The organism is Mesorhizobium sp. B263B2A (genome assembly GCF_020165775.1).
GTDB lineage: Bacteria > Pseudomonadota > Alphaproteobacteria > Rhizobiales > Rhizobiaceae > Mesorhizobium > Mesorhizobium opportunistum.
Genome location: NZ_JAIUIU010000004.1, coordinates 25129 through 49495, shown reverse-complemented (window position 1 = coordinate 49495; position 24367 = coordinate 25129). Strand labels below are relative to the sequence as shown.

Genomic DNA, 24367 nt, shown 5'->3' with positions numbered 1-24367 from the left:
GGGGAGATGGCCGGCAGGCCAGAGGGGGGCGGCTTGGCGCAAACATCCGACGAGACTTGAACCCTACCTGCTCATCACCGAAAGCCATTCGTCCACCCAGGCCTTGCGGTTGGCGGCGACCTCCTGCGGGCTGAACAGCAAGGTCTTGGTCGGCTTGACCAGTTTGCCGAAGGCCGGGTTGAGCGGCTTGTCGGTCTTGCCGGCGGGGAACATCCAGTTGGTCTCGGGGATGGCGTCCTGGAACTTCGGGCTGGTCATGAAGGCCATGAACTTTGCAGCCAGCGGGTTCTTGGCGCCCGTCGTGGTGATGCCGGCAACCTCGATCTGCAGATATTCGCCCTCCTCGAAGGAAGCCGCCTGGTAGCGCTCGGTGTTCTCGGCGATCATGTGATAGGCCGGCGACGTGGTGTAGGACAGCACCATCGGCGCCTCGCCCTTGGTGAACAGGCCATAGGCCTCGCTCCAGCCTGGCGTCACCGTCAGCACCTTCGCCTTGAGCTTGGCCCAGGCCTCCGGCGCCTTGTCGCCATAGACCGATTTGACCCACAGAAGCAGGCCGAGACCCGGCGTGGAAGTGCGCGGATCCTGGATGACGATCTTGTCGTCGGCACTGCCCTCGACCAGATCCTTAAGGCTCTTGGGTGGGTTCTTCAGCTTTTCGGTGTCGTAGACGACGGCGAAATAGCCATAGTCGAAGGGGACAAAAGTATCGTCGCTCCAGCCGCCCGGCACATCGACGTCGGACACCGCGCCATGCGGCGCGAACAGGCCTGTCGCCTTGGCATCGGCGGTGAGATTGGTGTCGAGGCCGAGCACGATATCGGCTTTGGTCGAGGCCCCTTCGAGCTTGACGCGGTTGAGCAGCGCCACGCCGTCGGCGACCGAGACGAACTCGACATCGCAGCCGCATTCGGCCTCGAATTCCTTCTTCACCACGGGGCCTGGACCCCAGTCGGCGGTGAAGCTTTCATAGGTGTAGACGGTGAGCTTGTCCTTGGCCAAGGCCGGCCCGGACAGCGCCAGAACCGCTGCCGAGACAAGAGAGTATAAAAGCGTGCGCATCGGCGCCTCCTTCGTTCGAGTTGAAAGGAATTGAGGCGTCGGACTGTCCGAAACGTCTAATCCCTCCGCCGGTACAAACCGGATCAGGTTCAGCGGGTTGGCGAGACTGCCTCTCAGCCGGTCCGCGAAGATCGCGTCCGGCACCCCGTTAGAGCGTTTCGACACATAGGCCGGGCCAATGAACCGCGCAAGTGGGAGTTTGCCGCCTTCCGTTTCGCGTGTCGGGCTGGTAAGGGCCACACGATATGAGCACATTCACCATCCTGCTTGGCGGCGATCTCATCCGCACGCCGCGGCTCGACCGCCAGATCGAAGGCTGCCGCGTGATCGCCGCCGACGCCGGCATCGGCCATGCGCGGCTGCTCGGCCTTGTCCCGGAACTCTGGGTGGGTGATTTCGATTCGGTACCGGCCAATCTGCTTGACGATCTGGCCGCCGTGCCCCGCCAGACCTTTCCGGCGGAGAAGGACAAGACCGATGGCGAACTGGCGATCGCCGCCGCACTCGAACGAGGCGCGACCCGCCTGGTGCTGGCAGGCGCTTTCGGCGGCAAACGGGCCGACCATGCTTTCCTGCATCTGTCGCTCGCCCTGCGGCTGGCCGAGACCGGCACCGGAGTGGTGCTGACCAGCGGCGCCCAGGAAGGCGTGCCCTTGCTGTTGGGAAAGACGGGTTTCGACTATACCGACGGCACGCTGTTTTCGATCCTCGGCTTTTCAGACCTCGCCGGCCTGACCGTCACCGGCGCCAAATGGCCGCTCAACCAGGTCGAGGTGGCCTTCGGTTCGTCGCTGACCATCTCCAACGAGGTCCGGGGGGGCCTCGAAATCGCGCTCGGCCACGGCCGCGCGCTGCTGCTCGCTCATCCCTATCCCTTGCCCGAAAGCTGACATGGCCCCGCCTCTTCTCAACCTCGACGGGATAAAACTGACCTTTGGCGGCACGCCGCTGCTCGATGGCGCCGCCTTGACCGCTTCGGCCGGCGACAAGATCGCGCTGGTCGGCCGCAACGGCTCGGGCAAGTCGACGCTGCTCAAGATCGCCGCCGGCCTGATCGAACCCCAGGACGGCGAGGTGTTCCGCCAGCCGTCGGCGACCGTGCGCTATCTGCCGCAGATGCCCGACATGGAAGGTTTCGCAACGGTCCGCGCCTATGTCGAGGCAGGGCTTGGCCCCGCCGATGATCCCTACCGCGCCAGCTATCTGATGGAGCATCTCGGCCTGTCGGGCGAGGAGCGGCCGAACGATCTGTCCGGTGGCGAGGCCAGGCGCGCCGCCCTTGCCCGCGTCATGGCGCCGGAACCGGACATCCTGCTGCTTGATGAGCCGACCAACCATCTCGATCTGTCGGTCATCGAGTGGCTGGAAGAAGAGCTTGTCCGCACCTCATCGGCACATATCGTCATCTCGCACGACCGCCGTTTCCTCGAACGCGTCTCGCGCGCCACCATCTGGCTCGACCGCGGCCAGACCCGCAGGCTCGACAAGGGTTTTGGCCATTTCGAGGAGTGGCGCGATCAGGTGCTGGAAGAGGAAGAGCGCGAGCAGCACAAGCTCGGCCGCCAGATCGTGCGCGAGGAGCACTGGCTGCGCTATGGCGTGACGGCGCGGCGCAAGCGCAACATGCGCCGCCTCGGCGAGTTGCAGACCATGCGCAAGAATTTTCGCGGCCATCGCGGCGCCGAGGGTTCGGCGACCATGGTGGCCAGCGACGCCGCCGAATCCGGCAAGCTGGTGATCGAAGCCAAGAACATCGAGAAGAGTTTTGGCGATCTCACCGTGGTCAAGGGATTCTCGACCCGCATCCAGCGCGGCGACCGCGTCGGCCTCGTCGGACCGAACGGCGCCGGCAAGACGACGCTTTTGAAGATGCTGACCGGTGAATTGGCGCCGGATGCAGGCTCGGTGCGGCTCGGCACCAATCTGGAGATCGCCACGCTCGACCAGAAGCGCGAGGCGGTCGACCCGCAGGAGACCCTGGCGCAATACCTCACCGACGGGCGCGGCGAAAACCTCGTCATCAATGGCGAGCAGCGCCATGTCGTCTCCTACATGAAGGATTTCCTGTTCAAGCCGGAACAGGCGCGCACGCCGGTGCGCGAACTGTCCGGCGGCGAACGGGCGCGGCTGATCCTGGCGCGCGTGCTGGCGCGGCCGGCGAACCTCCTGGTGCTCGACGAGCCGACCAACGATCTCGACATGGAGACCCTGGAACTCCTGCAGGAACTGGTCGCCGGTTTTGCCGGCACCGTCATCCTGGTCAGCCACGACCGCGATTTCCTCGACCGCACCGTCACCAGCATCATCGCGCCGGACGGCGGGGGCCGCTGGGTCGAATATGCCGGCGGCTATTCCGACATGCTGGCCCAACGGGGCGGCACCAGGCTCGACGACCGCAAGGCGCGCGCCAAGACTGAAGCCGCCGATATGCCGGCACCGGGCAAGAGCGAGCCCGTGGCACCGAAGGGGCCGGCGAAGAAGCTGTCGTTCAAGCAGAAATTCGCGCTGGAATCGCTCCCCAAGAAGATCGAGGCGGTGACCGCGTCGATCTCGCGGTTGGAAAACAACATCGCCGACCCGGCTTATTACGAGCGCGATCCAGCCTCGTTCCAAAAGACCATCGCCGCCCTCGACAAGGAACGCGCTACGCTGGCGGCGCTCGAAGAGGAGTGGCTGGAACTGGAGATGTTGCGGGAAGAGATGGAAGGGTGAACGATTGCATGCGGTCTTTTATGCGCGTATATTATGCGCATGGAAGAAGGGCATCCCCATGCTTCAATCGACGCCAAAACCTCAGAGGACGTCCGTCAACACGTCCATTGACTCTCAGTTGATCAAAGACGCCAAGGCGTTGGGCATCAACATCTCCCGCGCTGCCGAGGCAGGTATCGCGAAAGCGATAGCGGCGGAGAAAACGCGTCGATGGCAGGAAGAAAACAACGAAGCCATCGAAAGCTCCAACGAGTATGTTAGGCGCAACGGACTGCCATTGGCCAAACATCGGCCGTTCTGATGGCACGTTACGATTTTTATCGGAATGCCGACGGTAACGGTTATCTTCTCGATGTGCAGTCCGACCTTCTTGAAGGGCTGAACACGAGGGTCGTCATTCCCCTGATGCCGCCCCAAATAGCTCCGGTTCCTGGCCGCCGACTAAACCCGACCTTCGCTATAGACGGCAAAGATCATGTGATGGTCACGCAGTTTATATCAGCCTTCACCGCATCTGAACTATCGGACGCGGAGGGAAACCTCTCAAAGCATCACGACGACATCGTCGCAGCGCTCGACATGCTGTTCCAGGGTTTCTGAACGAAGGCGATGTTAGGCCGCCTCCTCAACCCGCCGTCTTCGCCTGCCAGGCCTTGATCGCCTCGTCGAACACCTTCTCGCCGGGGATGCCTTTTTCCATGGTCAGCAGCGCCCGCCGTCCGGTCTTGTAGACGACCGGCACGTCGATCCAGTCCTGGCCGCGCAGCAAGGTCATGTTGGCGTCCTCGTCGGCCTTGGTGTCGTTGAGCGCGACGAGGAAGAAGCCGTCGGCGATCTTGGCCGGAATGCCGATCAGCGGGCTGCCGGCGTCCTGCTCCGAACTCTTCATGGCGACGCGCAGGATGTTGTCGACACCGCCGCCTTCGAAGCCGTCGGGCGTCAGGAAGATCATCTCGATAATGTGGCTCGCCGGCAGCGTCTGATCGGTGTTGCGGCGGATGGTCATGCGCAGTTGGATGTCCTTGCCGGGGATGGTCGCCTCGGCGCGGATCGCCGGCTCGGGCGGCAGGTCGCCGCCGGGCGATTCCTGGACCAGCGACCAGACGATGCTGCCGGGCTCGGCCGAACCCTGCGCTGTGCTGGTGCGCTCCTCATAGAAGATCGCCTTCTGGCCAACCGGCACCGCGGCTTGCGTCGCCGGAGCGGCGGCGGCGGGCGGTGTGGCGGCCGCGGGAGCCGGCGGCGTAGCGGCGGCATCGGCTTGTGCCGCGGGTGCGGTGCCGTTGGCGGGCGGCGTTGCCGGCGCAGCACCAGCCGCAGGCGGGGTCGCGGCGGGGGCAGGCGTGGCGGCGGGCGTAGGCGCATTGGCCGGCGCGTTCGTTGCCGTTGGCGGCGTCGTCAACGCGGCGACGGATTCGCCCTCGCCTATGCCGCTTTGCCCACCGGCCGGGCCGGGATCGGTTTCGCCGCCTTCAGGTGTCAGCCGCTGCGTGAATTTCGTCGCTTCGGCGCCTGCCGCCGGCGGCGTCGCCGCGTCGGTCGCCGGCTTGGCCGGCGCCGGTTTCACCGGTTCGGTCTTGGCAACCTTGCTGCCGTCCAGACCCAGCATCTTGCCAAAGGCATCCTTGTTCAGCCAGATGCCATAGCCGCCGCCGGCAACGACCAACAGGGCGACGACGGCGGCAATCAGCCCGCCATAGCTACGCTTGCGCTCGGCGGGACGCAGACGCTGGAAGGTGTCGGCCGTGGCCGGCTCGTCATCATTGGGAAAGACATCCGGCTGGTCGTCTTCCTGGTCCGCGTCCATGCCCGGCAGGTTCTTGTCAGCCAGATTGAAGGATGCCGGCTGCACCGGCGCGGGCTTCGGCCAGCTCGGCTCGGCCTTGGCGGCGGGCGGCGGCGCCGGCCGATAGGGGTCCGGCTTGGCAAGAGGCGGCGCTGGCCACGAAGGCTCCGCATTCGCCGGCTGGCGTGTGTGGTTCGGCTGGTTCTTGTTGCGGTCGATGGAGGAAAAGATGTTCTCCAGCTCGGCGAGCGGATCCGTCTCCGGCACGCTCTTGGTGTAGTCGCGCTCGACGCTGGAGATAGCATCTTCCAGACCGCGCTTCTGCTTGGCGGCATCCGACGGCGACAGCGGCGGATCGCGCAGGGCAATCTTGGCTGCGATCGTCGAGCGGGCCTTGTCATAGACCCTCGCCCGCATCTCCGGCGACTGATCGCTGAGGTTGTCTATCGTTTTCTTCAGAACAGCAACGAAATCTGCCATGCTTCAGTCGACCTGTATTTTTGCTTCCGCGCCGGCCCCCGCAAATCAGCCGCAATGCCCGGAAAGGCTTCAGAAACTAGTCTTGAAACGGATCGGTCACAAGTATCGTATCGTCCCGTTCCGGACTGGTGGAGAGGAGCGCGACCGGTGCGCCGATGAGCTCCTCGATGTATCGGACATATTTGACGGCCTGGGCCGGAAGATCGTTCCAGCTGCGCGCCCCGGCGGTGGTGCCTTTCCACCCCTCCAGCGTCTCGTAGACCGGTTCGACACGGGCCTGCGCGCCCTGGCTCGCCGGCAGATAGTCGATCGCCTCGCCGTCGAGGCGGTAGCCGGTGCAGACCTTGATCTCATCCAGCCCGTCGAGCACGTCGAGCTTGGTCAGCGCGATGCCCTTGATGCCGTTGACGGCGACCGCCTGGCGCACCAGCACCGCGTCGAACCAGCCGCAGCGGCGCTTGCGCCCGGTGACGACGCCGAATTCATGGCCGCGTGTGCCGAGGAACTCGCCGATCTCGTTCTTTTGCTCGGTCGGGAACGGACCTTCGCCGACACGCGTCGTGTAGGCTTTGGTGATGCCGAGCACATAGCCGATGGCGCCTGGACCAACGCCCGCGCCGGCGGCGGCCTGCCCGGCGACCGTGTTCGACGAGGTGACGAACGGATAGGTGCCATGGTCTATGTCGAGCAGCGTGCCTTGCGCGCCCTCGAACAGGATGCGCTCGCCGGCGCGGCGCTTGTCGTCGAGGATCTTCCAGACCCGGTCCATGTAGGGCAGGATCTCGTCGGCGACCGAGGTCAACTCCGTCATGATCGCATCATGCGTGACTTCGGCATGGCCAAGCCCGCGACGCAGCGCATTGTGATGCGTCAGCAGCCTGTCGACTTTCAGGGGAAGCGTTTCCAAATCCGCCAGATCCATCACCCGAACCGCGCGCCGACCCACCTTGTCCTCGTAGGCGGGGCCGATGCCACGGCGGGTCGTGCCAATCTTCGTTCCGGAATTGGTGGCGGCGTCCTCGCGGAATCCGTCCAGCTCCCGGTGCAGTGACAGGATAAGCGCCGTGTTTTCGGCTATTTTCAGGCGGTCAGGCGTCACTTCGACGCCCTGCGCCTTGAGCTTCGCCACTTCGGCCACGAAAGCATGCGGATCGAAGACCACGCCATTGCCGATGATGGACAGCTTGCCTTGCCGCACGACGCCGGACGGCAACAGCGACAGCTTGTAGACCTTGCCGTCGACAACCAGCGTATGGCCGGCATTGTGGCCACCCTGGAAACGCACCACGACATCGGCGCGCTCCGACAGCCAGTCGACGATCTTGCCCTTGCCTTCGTCGCCCCACTGCGAGCCGACGACCACCACATTGGCCATGTTTCTTTTCCCTTGAGACGCCGCCGAGCGGCTTGGATTTGGTTCCAAACGACAGGCCTCTATAGCGTCAAGACCTCGCGAGTGCGACCTTTCTTTGCCGCCGAAAATGCCCTGAGGCACAACAATTTTCGGCTTTGACATCATTTACTTGGGCTGACGGGGGCAATAGGCCGGCAAACACCGTGGCCATCCCCACGGCCGGAATCCCGCGATGCATCGAAGCGCCTACATATTCCTGCTGCTCACCACGCTGCTGTGGGGTGGCAATTCGGTGGCCGGCAAGCTGGCGGTCGATCACGTCTCGCCGATGACGCTGGTCTTCCTGCGCTGGGTGCTGGCGGTGGCGATACTGCTGCCGATCGGCTGGCGCACGATCCAGGAGGACTGGCCTGTCGTGCGCCGGCACTGGTTCGTGTTGGCCGCACTTGGGGCCAGCGGCTTCACATTGTTCAACACCATCTTCTACACCGCGCTCAACTACACGACGGCGATCAATGTCTCGATCGAACAGGCGGCGATGCCGGTCTTGATCATCGTCGCTAATTTCATCTTCTTCCGCTTGCCTGTGAGCTGGGCGCAGATTGCCGGCGTGGTGCTGACCATCTTCGGCGTAGTCCTGACTGCCTGCCATGGCGATCCGCGCCGGCTGCTCGCATTGGAACTCAATTTCGGCGACGCCATCATGCTGGTGGCGGTCGTCCTCTACAGCGGCTATTCGGTCGGGCTGCGGATGAAGCCGGTGATGCGTTGGCAGAGCCTGATGCTGTCCCTTGCGGTCGCCGCGCTCATCACCTCGCTGCCCTTCTTCCTGTGGGAGGTCGCCGCCGGCAAGGTCATCGTACCCGACGCACGCGGCTGGACGGTGATCGTCTACACCGCGATCGGCGCCTCGGTCATCTCGCAGATAACCTACATCAGGGGCAACGAACTGATCGGCGCCAACCGCGCCGGCCTGTTCATCAATCTGGTGCCGATCTTCGGCACGCTGCTCTCGGTGCTGATCGTCGGCGAGACGTTCCAACTCTATCAGGCGCTGGCGCTGGTACTCGTGCTGGGCGGCATCGCGCTCGCCGAATACAGCGGGCGAAAGACGGCAAATTTGCCGCCAGTCTGAACGAAAGGCACGACCACGCCGCGCCTTTCGAGGCTGATTGCAAGGTCGCGTCGTCTACACCCCGCCCACGTCGAACTGCAGCCGCTTGGCCGAATCGATCGACTTGTGTGCCCGCACCTGTTCCAACACCTTTTCCGGGAACGGTGCGTCCAGATAAAGCAGCGCAATGGCGTCGCCGCCCGGCCGATTGCGGCCAAGCTGGAAATTGGCGATGTTGACGCCGTTCTCGCCGCACACCGTGCCAAGCAGGCCGATGATGCCGGGCGCGTCGGCATTGGTCGTGTAGAGCATGTGCTGGCCGACTTCGGCGTCGAGGTTGATGCCCTTGATCTGGATGAAGCGCGGCTTGCCGTCGGAGAAGCAGGTGCCGGCGATCGAGCGCGTCCTGTGCTCGGTCGTGACGGTCAGCTTGATATAGCCGTCGAATACGCCCGACTTGTCGCGCTTGACTTCCGCGACGATGATGCCGCGCTCCTTCACCATGATCGGCGCCGACACCATGTTGACGTCGGAGACCTGCGGCCGGATCAGGCCGGCAAGTGCGGCACTGATCAGCGCGCGCGTGTTCATCGTCGCGGTCGAGCCGTCGAACAGGATCTCGACCTCCTTGATCGGATCCTCGGTGACCTGGCCTACAAAGGCGCCAAGCACTTCCGCCAGCTTGACGAAGGGCTTCAGCCGCGGCGCTTCCTCCGCCGTGATCGAGGGCATGTTGATGGCGTTGGAGACGGCGCCCTTGATCAGATAGTCGGACATCTGTTCGGCGACCTGCAGCGCGACATTCTCCTGCGCTTCCGCCGTCGAGGCACCGAGATGCGGCGTCGCCACCACGTTCTCCATGCCGAACAGGGCGTTCTGCTCGGCCGGTTCGACCTCGAACACGTCGATGCCCGCACCCGCGACCTTGCCGCTTTTCAGCGCCGCGATCAGGTCGGCCTCGACGACCAGCCCGCCGCGGGCGCAGTTGATGATGCGCACGCCGTTCTTCATCTTGGCTATTGCCGCGGCGTCGATGATGTTGCGCGTCTTGTCGGTCAGCGGCGTGTGCAGCGTGATGAAGTCCGCGCGGGCGAAAAGCTCGTCCAGTTCCACCTTGTCGACGCCAAGTTCCTCGGCGCGCTTGTCCGACAGGAACGGGTCGAAGGCGATGACATGCATCTTCAGGCCGACGCCGCGCGTCGCGACGATCGAACCGATATTGCCGCAGCCGATGACGCCCAGCGTCTTGCCGGTGATCTCGACGCCCATGAAGCGGTTCTTCTCCCATTTGCCGGCATGGGTCGAGGCATTGGCTTCCGGGATCTGGCGCGCCAGCGCGAAGATCATCGCGACGGCATGTTCGGCCGTCGTGATCGAATTGCCGAAGGGCGTGTTCATCACGATGATGCCCTTGCGGCTGGCCGCCGGGATATCGACATTGTCGACGCCGATGCCGGCGCGGCCGACGACCTTGAGTTTGGTGGCGGCGTTGATCAGCTTTTCGGTGACCTTGGTCGCCGAACGGATGGCAAGGCCATCATACTGGCTGATCACCTCGAGCAGCTTTTCCTTGTCCTTGCCGAGGTCCGGCAGATAGTCGACCTCGATGCCGCGATCCTTGAATATCTGGACTGCGGTGGTGGAGAGTTTATCCGAAACGAGAACGCGGGGCGCCATGGCGGCCTCCTTGAAAAATGGGATTGATCCGGGAATGGGGCGGCCCGCGGGCCCCCACGAAAAATCTCAGGCAGCCGCTTTCAGCGACGCCTTCTGCGCGGCGAAAGCCCAGTCGAGCCAGGGCAGCAGCGCTTCGAGATCGGAAGTCTCGACAGTCGCGCCACACCAGATGCGCAGGCCGGGGGGCGCGTCGCGATAGGAGCCGATGTCGTAGGCGACCCCTTCCTTGTCGAGCGCCGTGACCAGTCCCTTGGCGAAAGCCGCCTGCCCGTCGGCATCGAGTGCCGCGACTTGCGGATCGGTGAAGGACAGGCAGACGGAGGTGTTCGACCGCGTCGCCGGCAGGGCGGCAAGATGGCCAAGCCATGCGGACTTGTCGACGAGGCGATCGAGCACCGCGGCATTGGCGTCGGCCCTGGCGACCAGGGCATCGAGGCCGCCGATCGACTTCGCCCAGTTGAGCGCGTCGAGGTAATCCTCGACGCACAGCATCGACGGCGTGTTGATGGTCTCGCCCTTGAAGATGCCTTCGATCAGCTTGCCGCCCGAGGTCAGGCGGAAGATTTTCGGCAGCGGCCATGAAGGCTTGTAGCTCTCCAGCCGCGCGACGGCGCGCGGCGACAGGATCAGCATGCCGTGTGCGCCCTCGCCGCCCAGCACCTTCTGCCAGGAGAAGGTGACGACATCGAGTTTCTCGAAATCGAGCTTTTGCGCGAACGCGGCCGAAGTGGCGTCGCAGATAGTGAGGCCCTTACGATCGGCCGGAATGAAATCGCCGTTCGGCACGCGCACGCCCGACGTGGTGCCGTTCCAGGTGAAGACCACGTCGCGGTCGAAATCGATCTTGGTGAGATCAGGCAATTCGCCGTAGCCGGCCTCGATCTTGCGCACGTCGGCGAGCTTCAGCTGCTTGACCACGTCGGTGACCCAGCCGGAGCCAAAGCTTTCCCAGGCGACCATGTCGACACCACGCTCGCCGAGCAGCGACCACAGCGCCATCTCGACAGCACCGGTGTCCGACGCCGGCACGATGCCGATGCGGTAGTCCGCCGGGACGTTGAGGATTTCGCGCGTCAGCTCGATTGCTTGTTCGAGCTTGGTCTTGCCGATCTTGGCGCGATGGGAACGGCCGAGCGCGGCATGCTTCAGCGCCTCGACCGACCAGCCGGGGCGTTTTGCGCAGGGACCTGAGGAGAAATTGGGATTTGCCGGACGGAGTCCGGGCTTCGTAGGCGTCGTCATCGTGGTCTATCCTTCCAGATAGTGGCCCCTCGTTGGGGAGGGGTGGCCCACGGACGGCGATATGCGTTCAGGTCCCAGGCGTCAAGGGAAAAGTTTTTGTCGCTGGCAGGATACTGGTGATCCTTGATCAGGATCTCGTGATTTCAAACGCAAACGGCGGACCCCAGGGATCCGCCGCCGAAATCCTCGTCTGCCCAAGGCCTACCAGAGATCGTATCTCAGGCCGAGCTTGACCTGGTGATTGCTGATCCCCTTTTTGACTGGAAAGGAGGTCAGGCTTTCGGCTGTCACATATTCGGCGTCCGGGGCGGAGAAGTACTGATAGCCCAGATCGACGGAAACATTCTTCGTCACCTGGTAAGCCAAACCGGCATTCAGTGTGTAGGCCAGCGAGTACTGGTTCTTGTTGTCCTGCTGGGTGAGATTGTTTGCCGGGTCATTGTTATCGATGTAGGTCGCCGAAAGCTTGCGCGTACTGCGGACGACACCGACGCCAGCGCCGACATAAGGCGTGATCCCGACATAGGTGCCAAGATCGACATAGCCGTTGAGCATGCCCGAGAAGGCATAGTTCTTCAGCGATGCCGATCCCACGGTCGGCAATGTCGGCGACGTTACGACCGCTGAATCATTGTAGCTGGCGTTGGCGCTGTTGCCGGGCAGATAGCCGAAGTTGAGATCGGCGCGGAGGTAATCGTTGAAATGATATCCGAAGCCTACGCTCCCGAAAAATGCGTCTTCGCTCTGACTGAAGCTTTCGTTGTTGATCGTTGACGGGAAGGTGAAATCCCCATTCTTGAAGCTCTTCTCCGCCAGGTAGGAGACATCGCCGCGCAGATACCAGCCGGAGCCAACCTCGACAGGCACGTAATCGGGCGCCTGGTCGACATAGATCGGAGGATCGTAGTCGGCGGCCAGGGCTGGTGTCAGCGGCAACAGGGTGAGCGCGGCAAGCGCCTGCGCCATACGCGATGTGAGTGTCATGGTCCCCGGCTCCCGCATTCGGCCCCGTCCGCGATCGTGACGGCTGCCATCGTTTCAAGGAGCATTGTTAACCATAGTGGTTAAGTCGGGGTTAAGGCTAACAGAGCGTTAGCGGATTGATTTCGCACGCGAACTCATCCGGGCCGCCCGGCGCGAGACCGCCAAACGAAAACCGCCCGGCTGAGCCGGGCGGTTCGCGATTGTTCCGATGTCGGAGGTGTTACTTGGTGTAGATCGGCTCGGGTTCGGGCTGGTAGGCCACCACCGGTGCGGCGCATCCATTGTTGCCGCCGAACTGGTAGCGCAGGCCGCCGCGCACTTCGTGGGTGTTGATGCCACGGTCGAAGCCAGGACCGGCGCTGCTCGCATCCCATTCGAACATGCGGCCGCCCTGGATATGGGAGAAGCGGTAGCCTGCATCGAGGATAATCTTGTCGGTCAGGCAGTAGGAGGCACCGGCCATCAGGGCATAGGCAAAGCGCCAGTTGGACGAGCCGGGATTGGTCTCGGTGGTGTTCGGGTCGTAGACGGTGTCCCATTTGACATGCGCGCCACCGATACCGGCGCCGACATAGGGCGTGATGCCGTGGTAGGTGCCGATATCGACATAGGCGTTGGCGAGCAGCAGCAAGGCGCTCATCTTCGACACTTCGACGGAGGTCGTGGGGTTGCCACCCGAGTCAAAGCCGGAGGTGCTGCCATTGAAGTTCGACTTGAACCAGTAGTCGGCGGTCAGATCGGTGCGGAAGTGATCGTTGATCTTGTAACCGACGCCGCCGCCGAGCGAGAAACCGCCCTTGAGCTTGCCGGAATCGAAACTGTTGCTGCCCGGCGTGACCACGTTACAGGGACAGATGGTGTAGGTCGTGTAGTCGATGCCGCGCACGTCGGACTTGTGATAGTCGATGTCGCCACGGATATACCAGCCGCCGACATCGGCAACCGGCTGTTCGTAAACCGGCGGCGGTGCCTCTTCGACCTGCGGCTCCGGCAGGTCGGCCGCGAACACTGGCCAGGCCAGACCCGCGAACAGCAACGCGAACAGGGCCTTTCTTGCTGTATTGAACATGCTTGTCACCCCTAGAACCCTCGGAACGGCGATCGTGTCCGAATAAGATTTGGCTTTCAGGCGTGGATAATGAATTGCAAAAGTTAAAAGGCATTTAACCCTGTCGATTAACCACGAATCTCTAGAATCCGAAGCATTCGAGGGTAATTATCGAGAGCGGGATCGGTCCTGCCGCCAACGAAAAAAGCCCGCCGGAGGGGCGGGCCTTCGATGTAACCAGGGCGAAGCCGCGGCGCGCGCCGGAGATCAGGCGGCGCTGCGGGTTTCGGAGATGACCTCGACGATGTCGTTGACGACGGCCTCGACCAGTTGCGGATCGTCGCCCTCGGCCATGACACGGATCAGCGGTTCGGTGCCCGATGGCCGGATGACCAGCCGCCCGGCCTTGCCGAGGCGATGACGGGCATCCTCGATGGCGGCCTTGACCGGGGCTTCCTCGAGCGGCTTGCCGCCCGCGATGCGGACATTCTTCAGGAGTTGCGGCACCGCCTCGAACTTCTTCGACAGTTCGCTGACCGGCCTGCCCTGCCGCTTGATGCAGGCCAGCACCTGCAGCGCCGAGACGAGGCCGTCGCCGGTGGTCGAGAAATCCGACAGCACGATGTGGCCCGACTGTTCGCCGCCGACATTGAGCCCGTGCGCGCGCATATGCTCCACGACGTAGCGGTCGCCGACCTTGGTGCGGTGCAATTGCAGCTTCATGTCGCCGAGGAACCGTTCCAGCCCGAGATTGGACATGACCGTCGAAACGACGCCGCCGCCGGCAAGCCGCCCGCTCTGGTGCCAGGACTCGGCGATCAGTGCCATGATCTGGTCGCCGTCGACGATGGCGCCATTTTCATCGACGATGACGACGCGGTCGGCGTCGCCGTCGAGCGCGATGCCGATGTCGGCGCGCACTTCGTGCACTTTCTTCTGCAGCCCCGCCGGATGGGTCGAGCCGCATTCCTTGTTGATGTTGAAGCCGTTGGGTTCGACATTGATGGCCACGACTTCGGCGCCGAGTTCCCACAGCGCCTCGGGCGCCACCTTGTAGGCCGCGCCATTGGCGCAATCGACGACGATCCTGAGGCCCGAAAGCGACATCGAGCGCGGCAAGGTGCGCTTGGCGAATTCGATGTAGCGGTCATGCACGCCGTCGACGCGCTTGGCCCGGCCAAGCCCGTCGGAATCGGCGAGCGCCAGTTCGATATCCTTGTCGAGCATGCTCTCGATGCGCTCTTCGATCTCGTCGGAGAGCTTGTAGCCATCGGGCCCGAACAGCTTGATGCCGTTGTCGTAATAGGGGTTGTGCGAAGCCGAGATCATGACGCCGATGTCGGCCCGCAGCGAACGCACCAGCATGGCCACCGCCGGCGTCGGGATGGGGCCGAGCAGGAACACATCCATGCCGGCGGCGCAAAGACCGGCCACCATGGCGTTCTCGATCATGTAGCCGGAAAGCCTGGTATCCTTGCCCAGAACGACACGATGGCGATGGTTGCCGCGCTGGAACGAAAGGCCGGCGGCCATGCCGACCCGCATGGCGATTTCCGCGGTCATTGGAAACTTGTTGGCGCGCCCGCGAATGCCGTCCGTGCCGAAGTAATTTCCCGCCATGCTAACCAGCATCCCTGATTGTTCTTAGCCGGCACGTCATGCCACAATTGGCCCGCGCCCTTTGATCACATTGTGTGATTATATGTTACCATTCCTTAGAAAATCATTGTTGTGCACTGCACACACCCTGACCTGCTGAGACTGCCACGTCGCAATATACCAGTCACGTTAGCCTTTCAGCGTAGATGCACCTGGAAAAACTTGTCCTCAAGTCCAACAGTCCGAACAATTTCATCACCTTGCCGCGAGGCTCCGGCTTTCGGCGACATATACGCTACTTAGCATCTGGCGCAACCGACCGTTGAGCGTTATTGATTCGCAGGGACGTATCATGGGCTGCTGCAACGGAGAAACGCTATGCTCATCCACCGACTTGCCACTTTGACCGGCCTCGCCGTCGTGACGTTGTTCCTGGCCGCGCCAGCCAACGCACTGACGATGGCCGAATGCAGCACGAAGTATAACGCGGCCAAGGACGCGGGGACCCTTTCCGGACAGACCTGGAACCAGTTCCGCAAGGCGCAGTGCGGCACCGACGCCGCCGCCACCACCGACACCAAGCCGGCCGCCACCACCAAGGCCGAAACCAAGGCTGCCGAAACCAAGCCCGCCAAGGCAGCAAAGGCTGCCGCCGCCGACAGCACGGCCAAGGGCCTGACGGCCAAGGAATGCAGCGCCAAGTACCAGGCGGCGAAGTCCGCCGGCACGCTGAACGGCATGAAGTGGAACGACTTCCGCAAGGCCGAGTGCGCCGCCGGCGCATCCGCTGCCACCGACACGACCAAGCCGGCCACCACAAAGGCAGCCGCGGCTCCCGCAGACGGCGGCAAGGGCCTGAGCATGGCCGAGTGCAGCACCAAGTACCAGGCTGCCAAGACGGCGAACACGCTGAAGGGCATGAAGTGGAACGACTTCCGCAAGGCCGAATGCGGTGCCGGTGCCTCCGATGACGACACCGTGCCTGCCCCCAGCGAGGCGAGCTATACCAAGGAGCCGGCAAAGCCGACGACGGTCGCGCCCAAGGGCGTTACCTTCCCGTCCGCGATCTCGCCGAAATATGCCAGCGAGACCCCCGGAAAGGGCCGCATGCATACCTGCCTTGACCAGTATTACACCCTCAAGGACGCTAACGCGCTTGGCGGCCTGAAGTGGATCCAGAAGGGCGGCGGTTTCTACAGCCTGTGCAATGCCAAGCTGAAGAGCTGATCTCCAGCAGCATTCTGAAAAAATATAGGCCCGCGAGCCGCGAGGTTCGCGGGCTTTTTGTTGCGCATGACAGCGCCCCGGCTTGCTCGCTTGTGTACATGACCGAGTTGTCGGTCCCATCAGTTCGTGTGCTCTTGGCAAAAGATTCCTGTTGAACATAACAAGAACAAAAAGTATACAAAAAGACGTCAAACTTGTTATCAACTAGGAGGGTCTTATGTCCAGTTTGAAATTGGCGGTATTGGCCGCGACGGCATTGGTTTCTTGGAGCGTCGCCCCTGCAAGCGCACTGACGATGAAGGAATGCAGCGAAACCTATCGAACCGCCAAGGAGGGCGGCACACTGAACGGCATGGACTGGGCCGCTTTCCGTAAGGAGAAATGCGCGACGTCCCTCGCCGAGGGTGTCAGCGCAGATACGGCCAAAACCGCGCAGCAGCCGAAGGACGAAGCCAGTCCGGCGTCCGCCCCCACCGTGGCGCCGGCGGGCGTCACATTCCCGACTACCCTCGCCGCCGAGTTCAAGACCGAAAAGCCCGCCAAGGCACGGATGAAAACCTGCCTGCAGGGTTACCACGGCAACAAGGAGGCGGGTACGTTGGACGGCCTTCGCTGGATCCAGAAGGGCGGCGGCTATTACAGCCTGTGCAATGCGCGGCTGAAAGCTGAATCATGAGGAACCATCCGGCAAACCCCGAAGCGCCAAGCGCCTGAGCGAATGCAGGCAGGGTGCTTGAAAAGCGAATGATTTCAGGTCGATCGACCTGAAATCATTCCGCCTCCATCGCAAAGGTGCAGCGCATTCAGCTTGACGGCTGCGGCTCCATGCCGCCTTCGGGCTCGGGCCCCTTCTTGCGGCGACCACCGGACTTCGGCACGGCCGAGCCGCGGCTCGGAGGGGTATCATCCCCCAAATCTCGCGCGGGCTTGTTGCCCGCGATCAGTTGCTTGATCTCGTCGCCCGACAGCGTCTCGTATTCGAGCAGGCCCTGCGCCAGTGCGATCCATTCCTTCTTCTTCTTGGTCAGGATGGACTTCGCCGTCGAATAGGCCTCGTCGATCAGGCGGCGCACTTCGGCGTCGATGATCTGCGCGGTCTCTTCCGAGATGTTCTGCGTGCGCGCCACCGAATGGCCGAGGAACACTTCCTCCTGGTTGTCGCCATAGGCGACATGGCCGAGCTTGTCGGAGAAGCCCCAGCGCGTGACCATGGCGCGTGCCAGCTTGGTCGCCTGTTCGATGTCCGAGGACGCGCCCGAGGTGATGTTCTCCTTGCCGAACTTGAACTCCTCGGCGACGCGGCCACCCATCATGATGGCGAGGCGCGAGATCATGTATTTGTAGCTCATCGAATAGCGATCGCCTTCCGGCAACTGCATGACCATTCCGAGCGCGCGGCCGCGCGGGATGATAGTGGCCTTATGCAGCGGATCGGCCGACGGCACGTTGAGCGCCAGGATGGCGTGACCGGCCTCGTGATAGGCGGTCAGCTCCTTCTCGGCCTGGGTCATGGCCGACGAGCGGCGCTCCGCGCCCATCATGATCTTGTCCTTGGCGTCCTCGAACTCGGCCATGGTGACGAGGCGCTTGTTGCGCCGCGCCGCCATCAGCGCCGATTCGTTGACGAGGTTCATCAGGTCGGCGCCGGAAAAGCCCGGCGTGCCGCGGGCCACGACCTTGAGATCGACATTAGGCGCCAGCGGCACGTTGCGCACATGCACCTTGAGGATTTTCTCGCGGCCGACGATGTCGGGGTTCGGGACCACCACCTGGCGGTCGAAACGGCCCGGACGCAACAGCGCCGGATCGAGCACGTCGGGACGGTTGGTGGCGGCGATCAGAATGATGCTTTCGTTGGACTCGAAACCGTCCATCTCGACCAGCAGCTGGTTCAGCGTCTGCTCGCGCTCGTCATTGCCACCGCCGAGGCCGGCGCCGCGATGGCGGCCGACAGCGTCGATTTCGTCGATGAAGATGATGCAGGGCGCATTCTTCTTGGCCTGGTCGAACATGTCGCGCACGCGGCTGGCGCCGACGCCGACGAACATTTCGACGAAGTCCGAGCCGGAAATGGTGAAGAACGGCACGTTGGCTTCGCCGGCGACCGAGCGGGCAAGCAGCGTCTTGCCGGTGCCGGGAGGGCCGACCAGCAGCACGCCGCGCGGAATCTTGCCGCCGAGGCGCTGGAACTTCTGCGGATCGCGCAGGAATTCGACGATCTCTTCCAAATCTTCCTTGGCTTCGTCTACGCCGGCGACGTCTTGGAAGGTGACGCGGCCATGCGCCTCGGTCAGAAGCTTGGCCTTCGACTTGCCAAAACCCATGGCGCGCCCGGATCCGGACTGCATCTGGCGCATGAAGAATATCCAGACACCGAGAATAAGGATCATCGGCAGCCAGGAGATCAGGTAACCGAACAGCGAGTTGGAGCCGTCGGTCTCTGGCCGCGCGTTGATTGTGACGTTCTTGTCCTGCAGCCGCGAAACCAGCTGGGGATCGCCGGGTGAATAGGTCTGGAAGCCGCTGGAATTGTCGGTGTAGGTGCCGGTGATGCGGGCACCCGCGATGGTCACCGTCTTGACCCGGCCGGCGCCGACATCCTGGAGGAACTGCGAATAAGGCACATCGCTCGAAGCCCCGCGCGTCTGCGGCGTCTGGAACAGATTGAACAGGGCGATGAGCAGGACCGCTATGATCGCCCAGAGCGCGAGGTTGCGATAGTTCGGATTCATCAATTGTCCCGTTGGCGTCCGCTTGCGGACAGCATCATGAGAGGAAACTTGCGCCTAACATAGGGAGAGCGTCCCCCCTTGCCAAGCAGAACAGCATGTCTGGGTTAAGCTTTCGACCACCGTCAACCGGCACTGTGGCCGCCGGAAGGCAAGGCGGGCAGCGATGGCGCGCCAATCAGGCCGGCGATGGCCCGCGCCGGCGCCAGGTCGAAGGATGGCAGGAACCGGGCAAAAGGCGCAACGACCGGCCGCGCGTCGAACCCTGGCGATGCCGGTTCGCCCTGCGGCACATCAGGGTTTTCAAAGGCTTGCCGCGATGTCGGTTCCGCAGCCAACGCAGCGCGCATCAGGCTTGCCGGGGTTTCTCCCGCGTCGATCGGCAGCCGCTTCGCTGCTGCCGCACCCAGCGGCGTGATCAACAATCCGGCGGAGCTGTCGTTCAATGTGATGTGGCGGCGGCCATCCCAGATGGCGTTGTCGATGGCCGCGGCGGCCGGCGGCAAGCCACGCGCCTCGCGGCGCAGGAAGATGCCGGCACGCCGGAAATCGACCACCGTCCGCGACAATGTGGCACAAAGAAATCCGGCCTTCAGCCGGCCGAACAGCACCTCGCCGCGGGCCTGGTCCGGCAGGAAGGCAAGCCCTCCGACGGTCGCCAGCAGGATACGCAACGCATAGATGGCCGCGCGCTCGTCGCCGGTCGAGAGCAGTTGCGGGTCGAGGCGCACAAGGCCTGTGGCTGGCTGGCTGGCAAAACGCCGGATCAGGTCGGCAGCATCGAGACCAAGCTGTCCGCGCTCGATGGCAGCCTGGCTGGCCAGGACCAAAGCCTCGTCCATGCGGCGGACATTGTCGCCGGCAAGTGCCGCTCTCACGCGCGGTCGCTCGAAGCTCTCGTCGCTGTTGGTCGGATCCTCTGCCCAGCCGACATGTTTGCTTTGCAGGAAATCGCGCAGTGCCGCGCGCCGCGTGCCCAGCAGCGGCCGCACGATCCATTCGCGCCAGTCGTAGAGCGTGGCCGGCGCCATGCCGGCCAGCCCCCGTCCCTGTACATGGCCCAGGCTCCCGTCGCGGGCGTGGCGCATCAGCACCGTCTCGGCCTGGTCGTCGGCGGTGTGGCCGGTCACGATCAGGCCGATGCCTTCCGCGCGGGCAGCGCTTGCCAGCAACCGGTAGCGCGCCTCCCGTGCCGCCGCCGGCAGACCGGTCGAAGGCTTGCGCCCGGACCAGATCATGGTGCGGTGGGCGATGCCCCGCTCCGCGCACAGCTTCGCCACGGCTTGCGCCTCCGCCGCCGAGTCCTGCCGCAGGCCATGGTCGATGGTCACCGCCAACAGCTTGGCGGACGGCGCGGATCGATCGAGATGATGTTTGAGAAGCAGAAGCAGGGCGGTCGAATCGCTGCCGCCGGATACGGCCGCAACAGCGCCGTTGGTGAAATCGATATGCGAAAAAAGTCTGGTCGAAAGATCAGGCCCGGAATCGAGCATCAACATCCCGGTTCTTGGGCTGGGACATGCAGGCGAAAAATCAGCACGCAGCCAGTGCCTTCTCCTGCTTGACGCGTTCCTTGAGGGCGCTGGAAATGTCGGGATAACGCTTGCCGATCTCGCCGAAAGTAGCGCAGGCGACGTCATGCTGCTTGAGACCGACCAGCGACACGCCGAGCTTCAAAAGCATGTCCGGCGCTTTCTTGGCCTTGGGATAGTCCTTGCTGGCAGCGAGGAAAACCTCGGCCGCGTCGCGGAATTTCTGCTGGCCCAGCAGCGACTCGCCCAGCCAGTAATGCGCGTCGGCCGTCTTGGCATCCCTGGGGAAGCGCGAGATGTGATCGCGGAACCCCTGCTCGGCCGTGCCGTAGTCGCCCGACAGGATGAACTGATAGGAATTGCGGTAAAGCTCCTCCGGATCGTTGGTGGCGGGCAGCGCCGCGACCACCGTGCCGTCGGACTTGCCGGCCTTGGCCGGCGCACCGGTGGCCGGAGCGGCATCCTGTGCCGGCGCGGTCGCCTGGGTGTTGCCGCCGGCGTCGATCACATTGCCGTTCTTGTCGACGGTGATGGAACCAAAGGTCTTTTCCGGTGCTCCCTTTCCAGGGATCACCTTGCCCGGGTCGCCATCGGGCGATTCGACGATGACGTCCTCGACCGTCTTGCCGCCGGCGGACTGATCGCTGCCGGCCGCGGCGCCGGCATCGGCCGGCGCCTGGGTCGCGGGGGCCGAGGCCACGTCGTTGTTGGTGCCGGCATCCGACTTCTTCTGTGCCGGTGCTTGTCCGCCTTGCGCCCCGCCTTCGAGCTGCTGGAAGCGGAACTCGTTGTCTTCCTGCTGCTTGCGGATCTGTTCCTGCATCTGCAGGATCTGGAAATTGAGTTCCTCGATCTTGCCGTTCATCTGCCGCAGCTGATCCTCGAGCGCGGTTGCGCCGGCGCCGTTCGACTGCTGTGCAAGCTGGACCTGATCCGGTTTCTTCTTGTCGCCGAACAGGCTGGGCAACTCGATCGACGGCAGGTGGAAGGAAAAGCCGCTGCCGGTTGATTGCCCCGCGCCGCCAGCCCCCAAGCCGCTAGCCGAGGCTGTGACGCCTGATAGGAGCAGCAGCGCAAGCGTGCCGCTCAGAACCGATCTCAAATGCATGTGCCTCTCGCGTGTGTCGTTAGTTGTTCGCGCATTCCAATCACCATGAGACCAGCCAAGCGCCCTCGGCTCATAGCAGGGCGCGAGACTTCGGCCAAATTTTGTTTCGGGCAGCCGGATATGAAAAAGGCGGCCCGGAGGCCGCCTTTCGCAAAGCTGTGTTGCATTTCTGCCGCTACCGCCGCGCCTTCTCCTGGCGCAGCCTGGACGGCCCTGCGCCGATCAGGAACCGGCGCCGCTGAGCGTGGTGACCGCACGGCGGTTCTGCGACCAGCACGAGATGTCGTCGCACACCGCGACCGGGCGTTCCTTGCCGTAGGAAATGGTCTTCAGGCGGCTGGAAGCGACACCCTTGGAAACGAGGAAGTCGCGGGCGGCGGCGGCGCGGCGGGCACCGAGTGCCAGATTGTATTCGCGCGTGCCGCGTTCGTCGGCATGGCCTTCGACGACGATGGCATACTGCTTGTACTGGTTCAGCCACTGCGCCTGCCGGGCGAGCGTCGTCTGCGCATCGGCGCGGATCGAGGACGAGTCCGTGTCGAAGAAGATGCGGTCGCCGATGTTGACGGTGAAGTCCTGCGCCGAGCCGGGCGTTGCGGCACCCGCGCCGTTGAGGCCGAGATCAGCGGCGCTGTTCGGCGTCTTCTTCGAGGCGCAACCGGCGATGGCGAGCATCGCCACCAGCGCGATCATGACCGGGTTTCTGGTAAGTGCTGCGATACGGCCCATGCCGCCTCTCCTTCGTATTTCGAGTGATCGTATTCGAGTGATTTCGTTGATCACCCAGTAACCACGTTTGGGTTAACCGGCATTCAAGAAACACGGTTAATATTAGGTTTAGCTACCCGTCCGCAGCTGTTATCCCCGGGGTCACAATTGGCGCGGACCCTAGGCGGAAATACGGCCAAAACGCGACGAAGGCGTGGAAAAAGGGGAATTGAAGAACTGGAGAATTGAAGAGTTGGAGAAAGAGGTCACTTCAGCGCTGCTCTGAGATTCACCAGCATCCCGTAGATATGGCTATAGAACTGCTGCCACCTGTCGAGTTGTGTCTTCGAGATGTACTCAAGGTCGGATGCGTAGGAAATCCACGTCTCCACCTCGCTGCATGATCCCATCGCCATTGAAATGAACCGCGCGAATTCAGCTTTGGAGTGAGGTTGTTTGGCAAACCCCTCAGCCAGATTCGCGCAGATCGCCTTGCTTGAACGGCGCAATTGATCGGCGAGCGCATATTGCTCGATCTTGGGAAAGGCAAGCGTGGCTTTGTGAATCTCGAGAGAAACAGCATAGGCCCGCTTGTAGACCTCGAGGTCCCTGGCGCGCCCAACGTAGCCTCCCTGCTTCTCCATTCCTCAGTTCTTCAATTCCTCAGTTCTTCAATTCCCCTATTCAAGCAAGGGCGACCAGGCCGGATCGGACGCAAAATTCGAAGTCGGGATCGGCTGCTCGTTGCGGCCGGTGAGATCGACCGAAATGAGTTTCGGACCACCATTGGCGTCGCGGAAGAACATCAGGACGCGGCCGTTCGGCGCCCAGGTCGGCCCTTCCTGCTGGAAGCCCGACGACAGGATGCGCTCGCCCGAACCGTCGGTCTTCATGACGCCGATCTGGAATTCGCCGCCGGTCTGCTTGGTGAAGGCGATGAGGTCGCCGCGTGGCGACCACACCGGCGTCGAATAGACGCCGTCGCCGAAGGAGATGCGGGTCTGGCCGGAGCCGTCCGCGCCCATCACGTAGATCTGCGCGCGGCCGCCACGATCGGATGTGAACACGACCTTGCTGCCGTCCGGCGAATAGGAAGGCGAGGTGTCGATGGCGGTCGAGTTGGTCAGCCGCGTCGTCGAGCGGCTGCGCAGATCCATGGCGAAGATGTTGGAATTGCCGTCGTCGCGCAGCAGGCTCATGATCACCTTCTGGCCATCAGGCGAGAAGCGCGGCGCAAACGTCATGCCGGGGAAGTTGCCGACGAGTTCGCGCTGCCCGGTCTCGATCTGCAGGAGATAGACCCGCGGCTGGCCGCTTTCATAGGACATGTAGGTGATCTCTTGCCGGTTCGGCGAGAAGCGCGGCGTCAGGACGATCGATCGGCCGTCCGAGAGATAGCGGACGTTGGCGCCATCCTGGTCCATGATGGCAAGGCGCTTCTTGCGCGCGTTCTTGGCGCCGGACTCGTCGATGAAGACGACGCGCGTGTCGAAATAGCCCTTCTCGCCGGTCAGCCGCTCATAGATGGCGTCGGCAATGATGTGGGCGACGCGGCGCTGGTTGGCATCGTTGGCGAAGAATTGCTCGCCCGACATCTGCTGGCCGGCAAAGGTATCCCACAGCCGGTACTGCGCGCGGATGCGCCCATCGGCCTCCTTGCTGACGCTGCCGGTGACCAGCGCCTGGGCGTTGATCACCTTCCAGTCGTCGAAGCGGGGTGCGGCATCCGGGTTCGAGATCTTCTCGATGAAGGCACTCTTGTCGATCGGCGCGAACAAGCCGGAGCGCTTGAGATCGGCGGTGATGATTTGCGAGATCTGGGCACCAAGCGCATCGCCGCCCTGGAAATCCGTGATGGCGATCGGCAACGGCTCGACATTGCCCTTGTTGACGTTGAGCTCGACCAGCGCCAGCGCCGGCAGCGTGCTGGCGGCGGTCATTCCCATCGCCATCGCTGCGATCATCAGGAGCGGCTTGAGGATTGATTTCATGTCTTCTCGCTTCT

At 63.3% G+C, this 24367-nt stretch carries 21 protein-coding genes and 1 riboswitch; of the genes, 7 read left to right on the top strand and 14 right to left on the bottom strand.

Features of this window, described 5'->3' with window-relative positions:
• Nucleotides 1–63: 63 nt before the first annotated feature.
• The gene (thiB, locus tag LB568_RS09445) at nucleotides 64–1062 is read right to left on the bottom strand and encodes a thiamine ABC transporter substrate binding subunit (RefSeq protein WP_224729965.1); all 999 of its coding nucleotides are present in this window, start codon (nucleotides 1060–1062) and stop codon (nucleotides 64–66) included.
• 43 nt (nucleotides 1063–1105) lie between these two features.
• Nucleotides 1106–1220: riboswitch (TPP riboswitch) on the bottom strand.
• An 87-nt stretch (nucleotides 1221–1307) separates the two neighbouring features.
• On the opposite strand from thiB, the gene LB568_RS09440 reads away from it, so the two are divergent.
• Genes LB568_RS09440 through LB568_RS09425 form a run of 4 tightly spaced genes read left to right on the top strand, consistent with a single transcriptional unit; the run spans nucleotide 1308 to nucleotide 4374 of the window.
• Complete coding sequence (locus tag LB568_RS09440; protein ID WP_224729964.1) at nucleotides 1308–1952, top strand: thiamine diphosphokinase; 645 nt, start codon at nucleotides 1308–1310, stop codon at nucleotides 1950–1952.
• A 1-nt stretch (nucleotide 1953) separates the two neighbouring features.
• A complete protein-coding gene (locus LB568_RS09435; RefSeq protein WP_224729963.1) occupies nucleotides 1954–3774 on the top strand; it encodes an ABC-F family ATP-binding cassette domain-containing protein in 1821 nt (606 codons plus the stop codon).
• Between the two features lie 58 nt (nucleotides 3775–3832).
• Nucleotides 3833–4075 (top strand): type II toxin-antitoxin system CcdA family antitoxin, encoded by a 243-nt coding sequence (locus tag LB568_RS09430; RefSeq protein ID WP_140573096.1) that lies wholly within the window; start codon nucleotides 3833–3835, stop codon nucleotides 4073–4075.
• A complete protein-coding gene (locus LB568_RS09425; protein ID WP_013892552.1) occupies nucleotides 4075–4374 on the top strand; it encodes a CcdB family protein in 300 nt (99 codons plus the stop codon). Before LB568_RS09430 ends, LB568_RS09425 begins: the two co-directional genes overlap by 1 nt.
• Nucleotides 4375–4399: 25 nt before the next feature.
• Here LB568_RS09425 and LB568_RS09420 read toward each other — a convergent pair whose 3' ends face one another.
• Together LB568_RS09420 and LB568_RS09415 are read right to left on the bottom strand one after the other, a co-directional pair.
• On the bottom strand, nucleotides 4400–6040 hold the full coding sequence (locus LB568_RS09420) for a hypothetical protein (RefSeq protein WP_224729962.1): 1641 nt from the start codon (nucleotides 6038–6040) through the stop codon (nucleotides 4400–4402).
• Between the two features lie 76 nt (nucleotides 6041–6116).
• A complete protein-coding gene (locus tag LB568_RS09415; protein ID WP_224729961.1) occupies nucleotides 6117–7415 on the bottom strand; it encodes an adenylosuccinate synthase in 1299 nt (432 codons plus the stop codon).
• Between the two features lie 211 nt (nucleotides 7416–7626).
• Here LB568_RS09415 and LB568_RS09410 point away from each other — a divergent pair, with 211 nt between their 5' ends.
• Nucleotides 7627–8529: a DMT family transporter gene (locus LB568_RS09410; RefSeq protein WP_224729960.1), complete on the top strand. Its 903-nt coding sequence runs from the start codon at nucleotides 7627–7629 to the stop codon at nucleotides 8527–8529.
• 54 nt (nucleotides 8530–8583) lie between these two features.
• On the opposite strand, the gene serA is transcribed toward LB568_RS09410, so the two are convergent.
• The 5 genes from serA to glmM all read right to left on the bottom strand — a co-directional run bounded on the left by serA (nucleotide 8584) and on the right by glmM (nucleotide 15079).
• Nucleotides 8584–10185, bottom strand: a complete 1602-nt coding sequence (serA, locus tag LB568_RS09405; RefSeq protein WP_023766149.1) for a phosphoglycerate dehydrogenase — start codon at nucleotides 10183–10185, stop codon at nucleotides 8584–8586.
• 66 nt (nucleotides 10186–10251) lie between these two features.
• The gene (locus tag LB568_RS09400) at nucleotides 10252–11427 is read right to left on the bottom strand and encodes a phosphoserine transaminase (protein ID WP_224729959.1); all 1176 of its coding nucleotides are present in this window, start codon (nucleotides 11425–11427) and stop codon (nucleotides 10252–10254) included.
• Nucleotides 11428–11628: 201 nt separating this feature from the next.
• Nucleotides 11629–12411: an outer membrane protein gene (locus LB568_RS09395; protein WP_224729958.1), complete on the bottom strand. Its 783-nt coding sequence runs from the start codon at nucleotides 12409–12411 to the stop codon at nucleotides 11629–11631.
• Between the two features lie 220 nt (nucleotides 12412–12631).
• Nucleotides 12632–13480: an outer membrane protein gene (locus LB568_RS09390; RefSeq protein WP_224729957.1), complete on the bottom strand. Its 849-nt coding sequence runs from the start codon at nucleotides 13478–13480 to the stop codon at nucleotides 12632–12634.
• A gap of 246 nt (nucleotides 13481–13726) precedes the next feature.
• Complete coding sequence (glmM, locus tag LB568_RS09385) at nucleotides 13727–15079, bottom strand: phosphoglucosamine mutase (RefSeq protein ID WP_224729956.1); 1353 nt, start codon at nucleotides 15077–15079, stop codon at nucleotides 13727–13729.
• Between the two features lie 357 nt (nucleotides 15080–15436).
• Between glmM and LB568_RS09380 the strand changes: the two genes are divergently transcribed.
• Together LB568_RS09380 and LB568_RS09375 are read left to right on the top strand one after the other, a co-directional pair.
• Entirely contained in the window at nucleotides 15437–16285 is an 849-nt protein-coding gene (locus tag LB568_RS09380; RefSeq protein WP_013892543.1) for a hypothetical protein, read from the top strand.
• A 217-nt stretch (nucleotides 16286–16502) separates the two neighbouring features.
• Nucleotides 16503–16961 (top strand): hypothetical protein, encoded by a 459-nt coding sequence (locus tag LB568_RS09375; RefSeq protein ID WP_224729955.1) that lies wholly within the window; start codon nucleotides 16503–16505, stop codon nucleotides 16959–16961.
• A gap of 127 nt (nucleotides 16962–17088) precedes the next feature.
• Here the strand turns inward: LB568_RS09375 and ftsH are convergent, their stop codons facing one another.
• The 6 genes from ftsH to tolB form a co-directional block, all read right to left on the bottom strand.
• Nucleotides 17089–19017 (bottom strand): ATP-dependent zinc metalloprotease FtsH, encoded by a 1929-nt coding sequence (ftsH, locus tag LB568_RS09370; RefSeq protein ID WP_013892541.1) that lies wholly within the window; start codon nucleotides 19015–19017, stop codon nucleotides 17089–17091.
• Nucleotides 19018–19139: 122 nt separating this feature from the next.
• The gene (gene tilS / locus LB568_RS09365; protein ID WP_224730104.1) at nucleotides 19140–20507 is read right to left on the bottom strand and encodes a tRNA lysidine(34) synthetase TilS; all 1368 of its coding nucleotides are present in this window, start codon (nucleotides 20505–20507) and stop codon (nucleotides 19140–19142) included.
• A 40-nt stretch (nucleotides 20508–20547) separates the two neighbouring features.
• Nucleotides 20548–21654 (bottom strand): tol-pal system protein YbgF, encoded by a 1107-nt coding sequence (gene ybgF / locus LB568_RS09360; protein WP_224729954.1) that lies wholly within the window; start codon nucleotides 21652–21654, stop codon nucleotides 20548–20550.
• 222 nt (nucleotides 21655–21876) lie between these two features.
• A complete protein-coding gene (gene pal / locus LB568_RS09355; RefSeq protein ID WP_013892538.1) occupies nucleotides 21877–22383 on the bottom strand; it encodes a peptidoglycan-associated lipoprotein Pal in 507 nt (168 codons plus the stop codon).
• Between the two features lie 245 nt (nucleotides 22384–22628).
• Nucleotides 22629–23006, bottom strand: a complete 378-nt coding sequence (locus tag LB568_RS09350) for a four helix bundle protein (protein WP_224729953.1) — start codon at nucleotides 23004–23006, stop codon at nucleotides 22629–22631.
• Nucleotides 23007–23042: 36 nt separating this feature from the next.
• Nucleotides 23043–24353: a Tol-Pal system beta propeller repeat protein TolB gene (tolB, locus tag LB568_RS09345; protein ID WP_412033905.1), complete on the bottom strand. Its 1311-nt coding sequence runs from the start codon at nucleotides 24351–24353 to the stop codon at nucleotides 23043–23045.
• Nucleotides 24354–24367: the final 14 nt, after the last annotated feature.

Bases quoted from the DNA above. Each gene is read 5' to 3' on its own strand.
- LB568_RS09380 (WP_013892543.1), top strand. From the start codon at position 15,437: ATGCTCATCCACCGACTTGCCACTTTGACCGGCCTCGCCGTCGTGACG.
- pal (WP_013892538.1), bottom strand. From the start codon at position 22,383: ATGGGCCGTATCGCAGCACTTACCAGAAACCCGGTCATGATCGCGCTG.
- ybgF (WP_224729954.1), bottom strand. From the start codon at position 21,654: ATGCATTTGAGATCGGTTCTGAGCGGCACGCTTGCGCTGCTGCTCCTA.
- ftsH (WP_013892541.1), bottom strand. From the start codon at position 19,017: ATGAATCCGAACTATCGCAACCTCGCGCTCTGGGCGATCATAGCGGTC.
- thiB (WP_224729965.1), bottom strand. From the start codon at position 1,062: ATGCGCACGCTTTTATACTCTCTTGTCTCGGCAGCGGTTCTGGCGCTG.
- LB568_RS09420 (WP_224729962.1), bottom strand. From the start codon at position 6,040: ATGGCAGATTTCGTTGCTGTTCTGAAGAAAACGATAGACAACCTCAGC.
- LB568_RS09415 (WP_224729961.1), bottom strand. From the start codon at position 7,415: ATGGCCAATGTGGTGGTCGTCGGCTCGCAGTGGGGCGACGAAGGCAAG.
- LB568_RS09435 (WP_224729963.1), top strand. From the start codon at position 1,954: ATGGCCCCGCCTCTTCTCAACCTCGACGGGATAAAACTGACCTTTGGC.
- LB568_RS09390 (WP_224729957.1), bottom strand. From the start codon at position 13,480: ATGTTCAATACAGCAAGAAAGGCCCTGTTCGCGTTGCTGTTCGCGGGT.
- LB568_RS09410 (WP_224729960.1), top strand. From the start codon at position 7,627: ATGCATCGAAGCGCCTACATATTCCTGCTGCTCACCACGCTGCTGTGG.
- serA (WP_023766149.1), bottom strand. From the start codon at position 10,185: ATGGCGCCCCGCGTTCTCGTTTCGGATAAACTCTCCACCACCGCAGTC.
- glmM (WP_224729956.1), bottom strand. From the start codon at position 15,079: ATGGCGGGAAATTACTTCGGCACGGACGGCATTCGCGGGCGCGCCAAC.
- LB568_RS09395 (WP_224729958.1), bottom strand. From the start codon at position 12,411: ATGACACTCACATCGCGTATGGCGCAGGCGCTTGCCGCGCTCACCCTG.
- LB568_RS09430 (WP_140573096.1), top strand. From the start codon at position 3,833: ATGCTTCAATCGACGCCAAAACCTCAGAGGACGTCCGTCAACACGTCC.
- LB568_RS09440 (WP_224729964.1), top strand. From the start codon at position 1,308: ATGAGCACATTCACCATCCTGCTTGGCGGCGATCTCATCCGCACGCCG.
- LB568_RS09350 (WP_224729953.1), bottom strand. From the start codon at position 23,006: ATGGAGAAGCAGGGAGGCTACGTTGGGCGCGCCAGGGACCTCGAGGTC.
- tolB (WP_412033905.1), bottom strand. From the start codon at position 24,353: ATGAAATCAATCCTCAAGCCGCTCCTGATGATCGCAGCGATGGCGATG.
- tilS (WP_224730104.1), bottom strand. From the start codon at position 20,507: ATGCTCGATTCCGGGCCTGATCTTTCGACCAGACTTTTTTCGCATATC.
- LB568_RS09375 (WP_224729955.1), top strand. From the start codon at position 16,503: ATGTCCAGTTTGAAATTGGCGGTATTGGCCGCGACGGCATTGGTTTCT.
- LB568_RS09425 (WP_013892552.1), top strand. From the start codon at position 4,075: ATGGCACGTTACGATTTTTATCGGAATGCCGACGGTAACGGTTATCTT.
- LB568_RS09400 (WP_224729959.1), bottom strand. From the start codon at position 11,427: ATGACGACGCCTACGAAGCCCGGACTCCGTCCGGCAAATCCCAATTTC.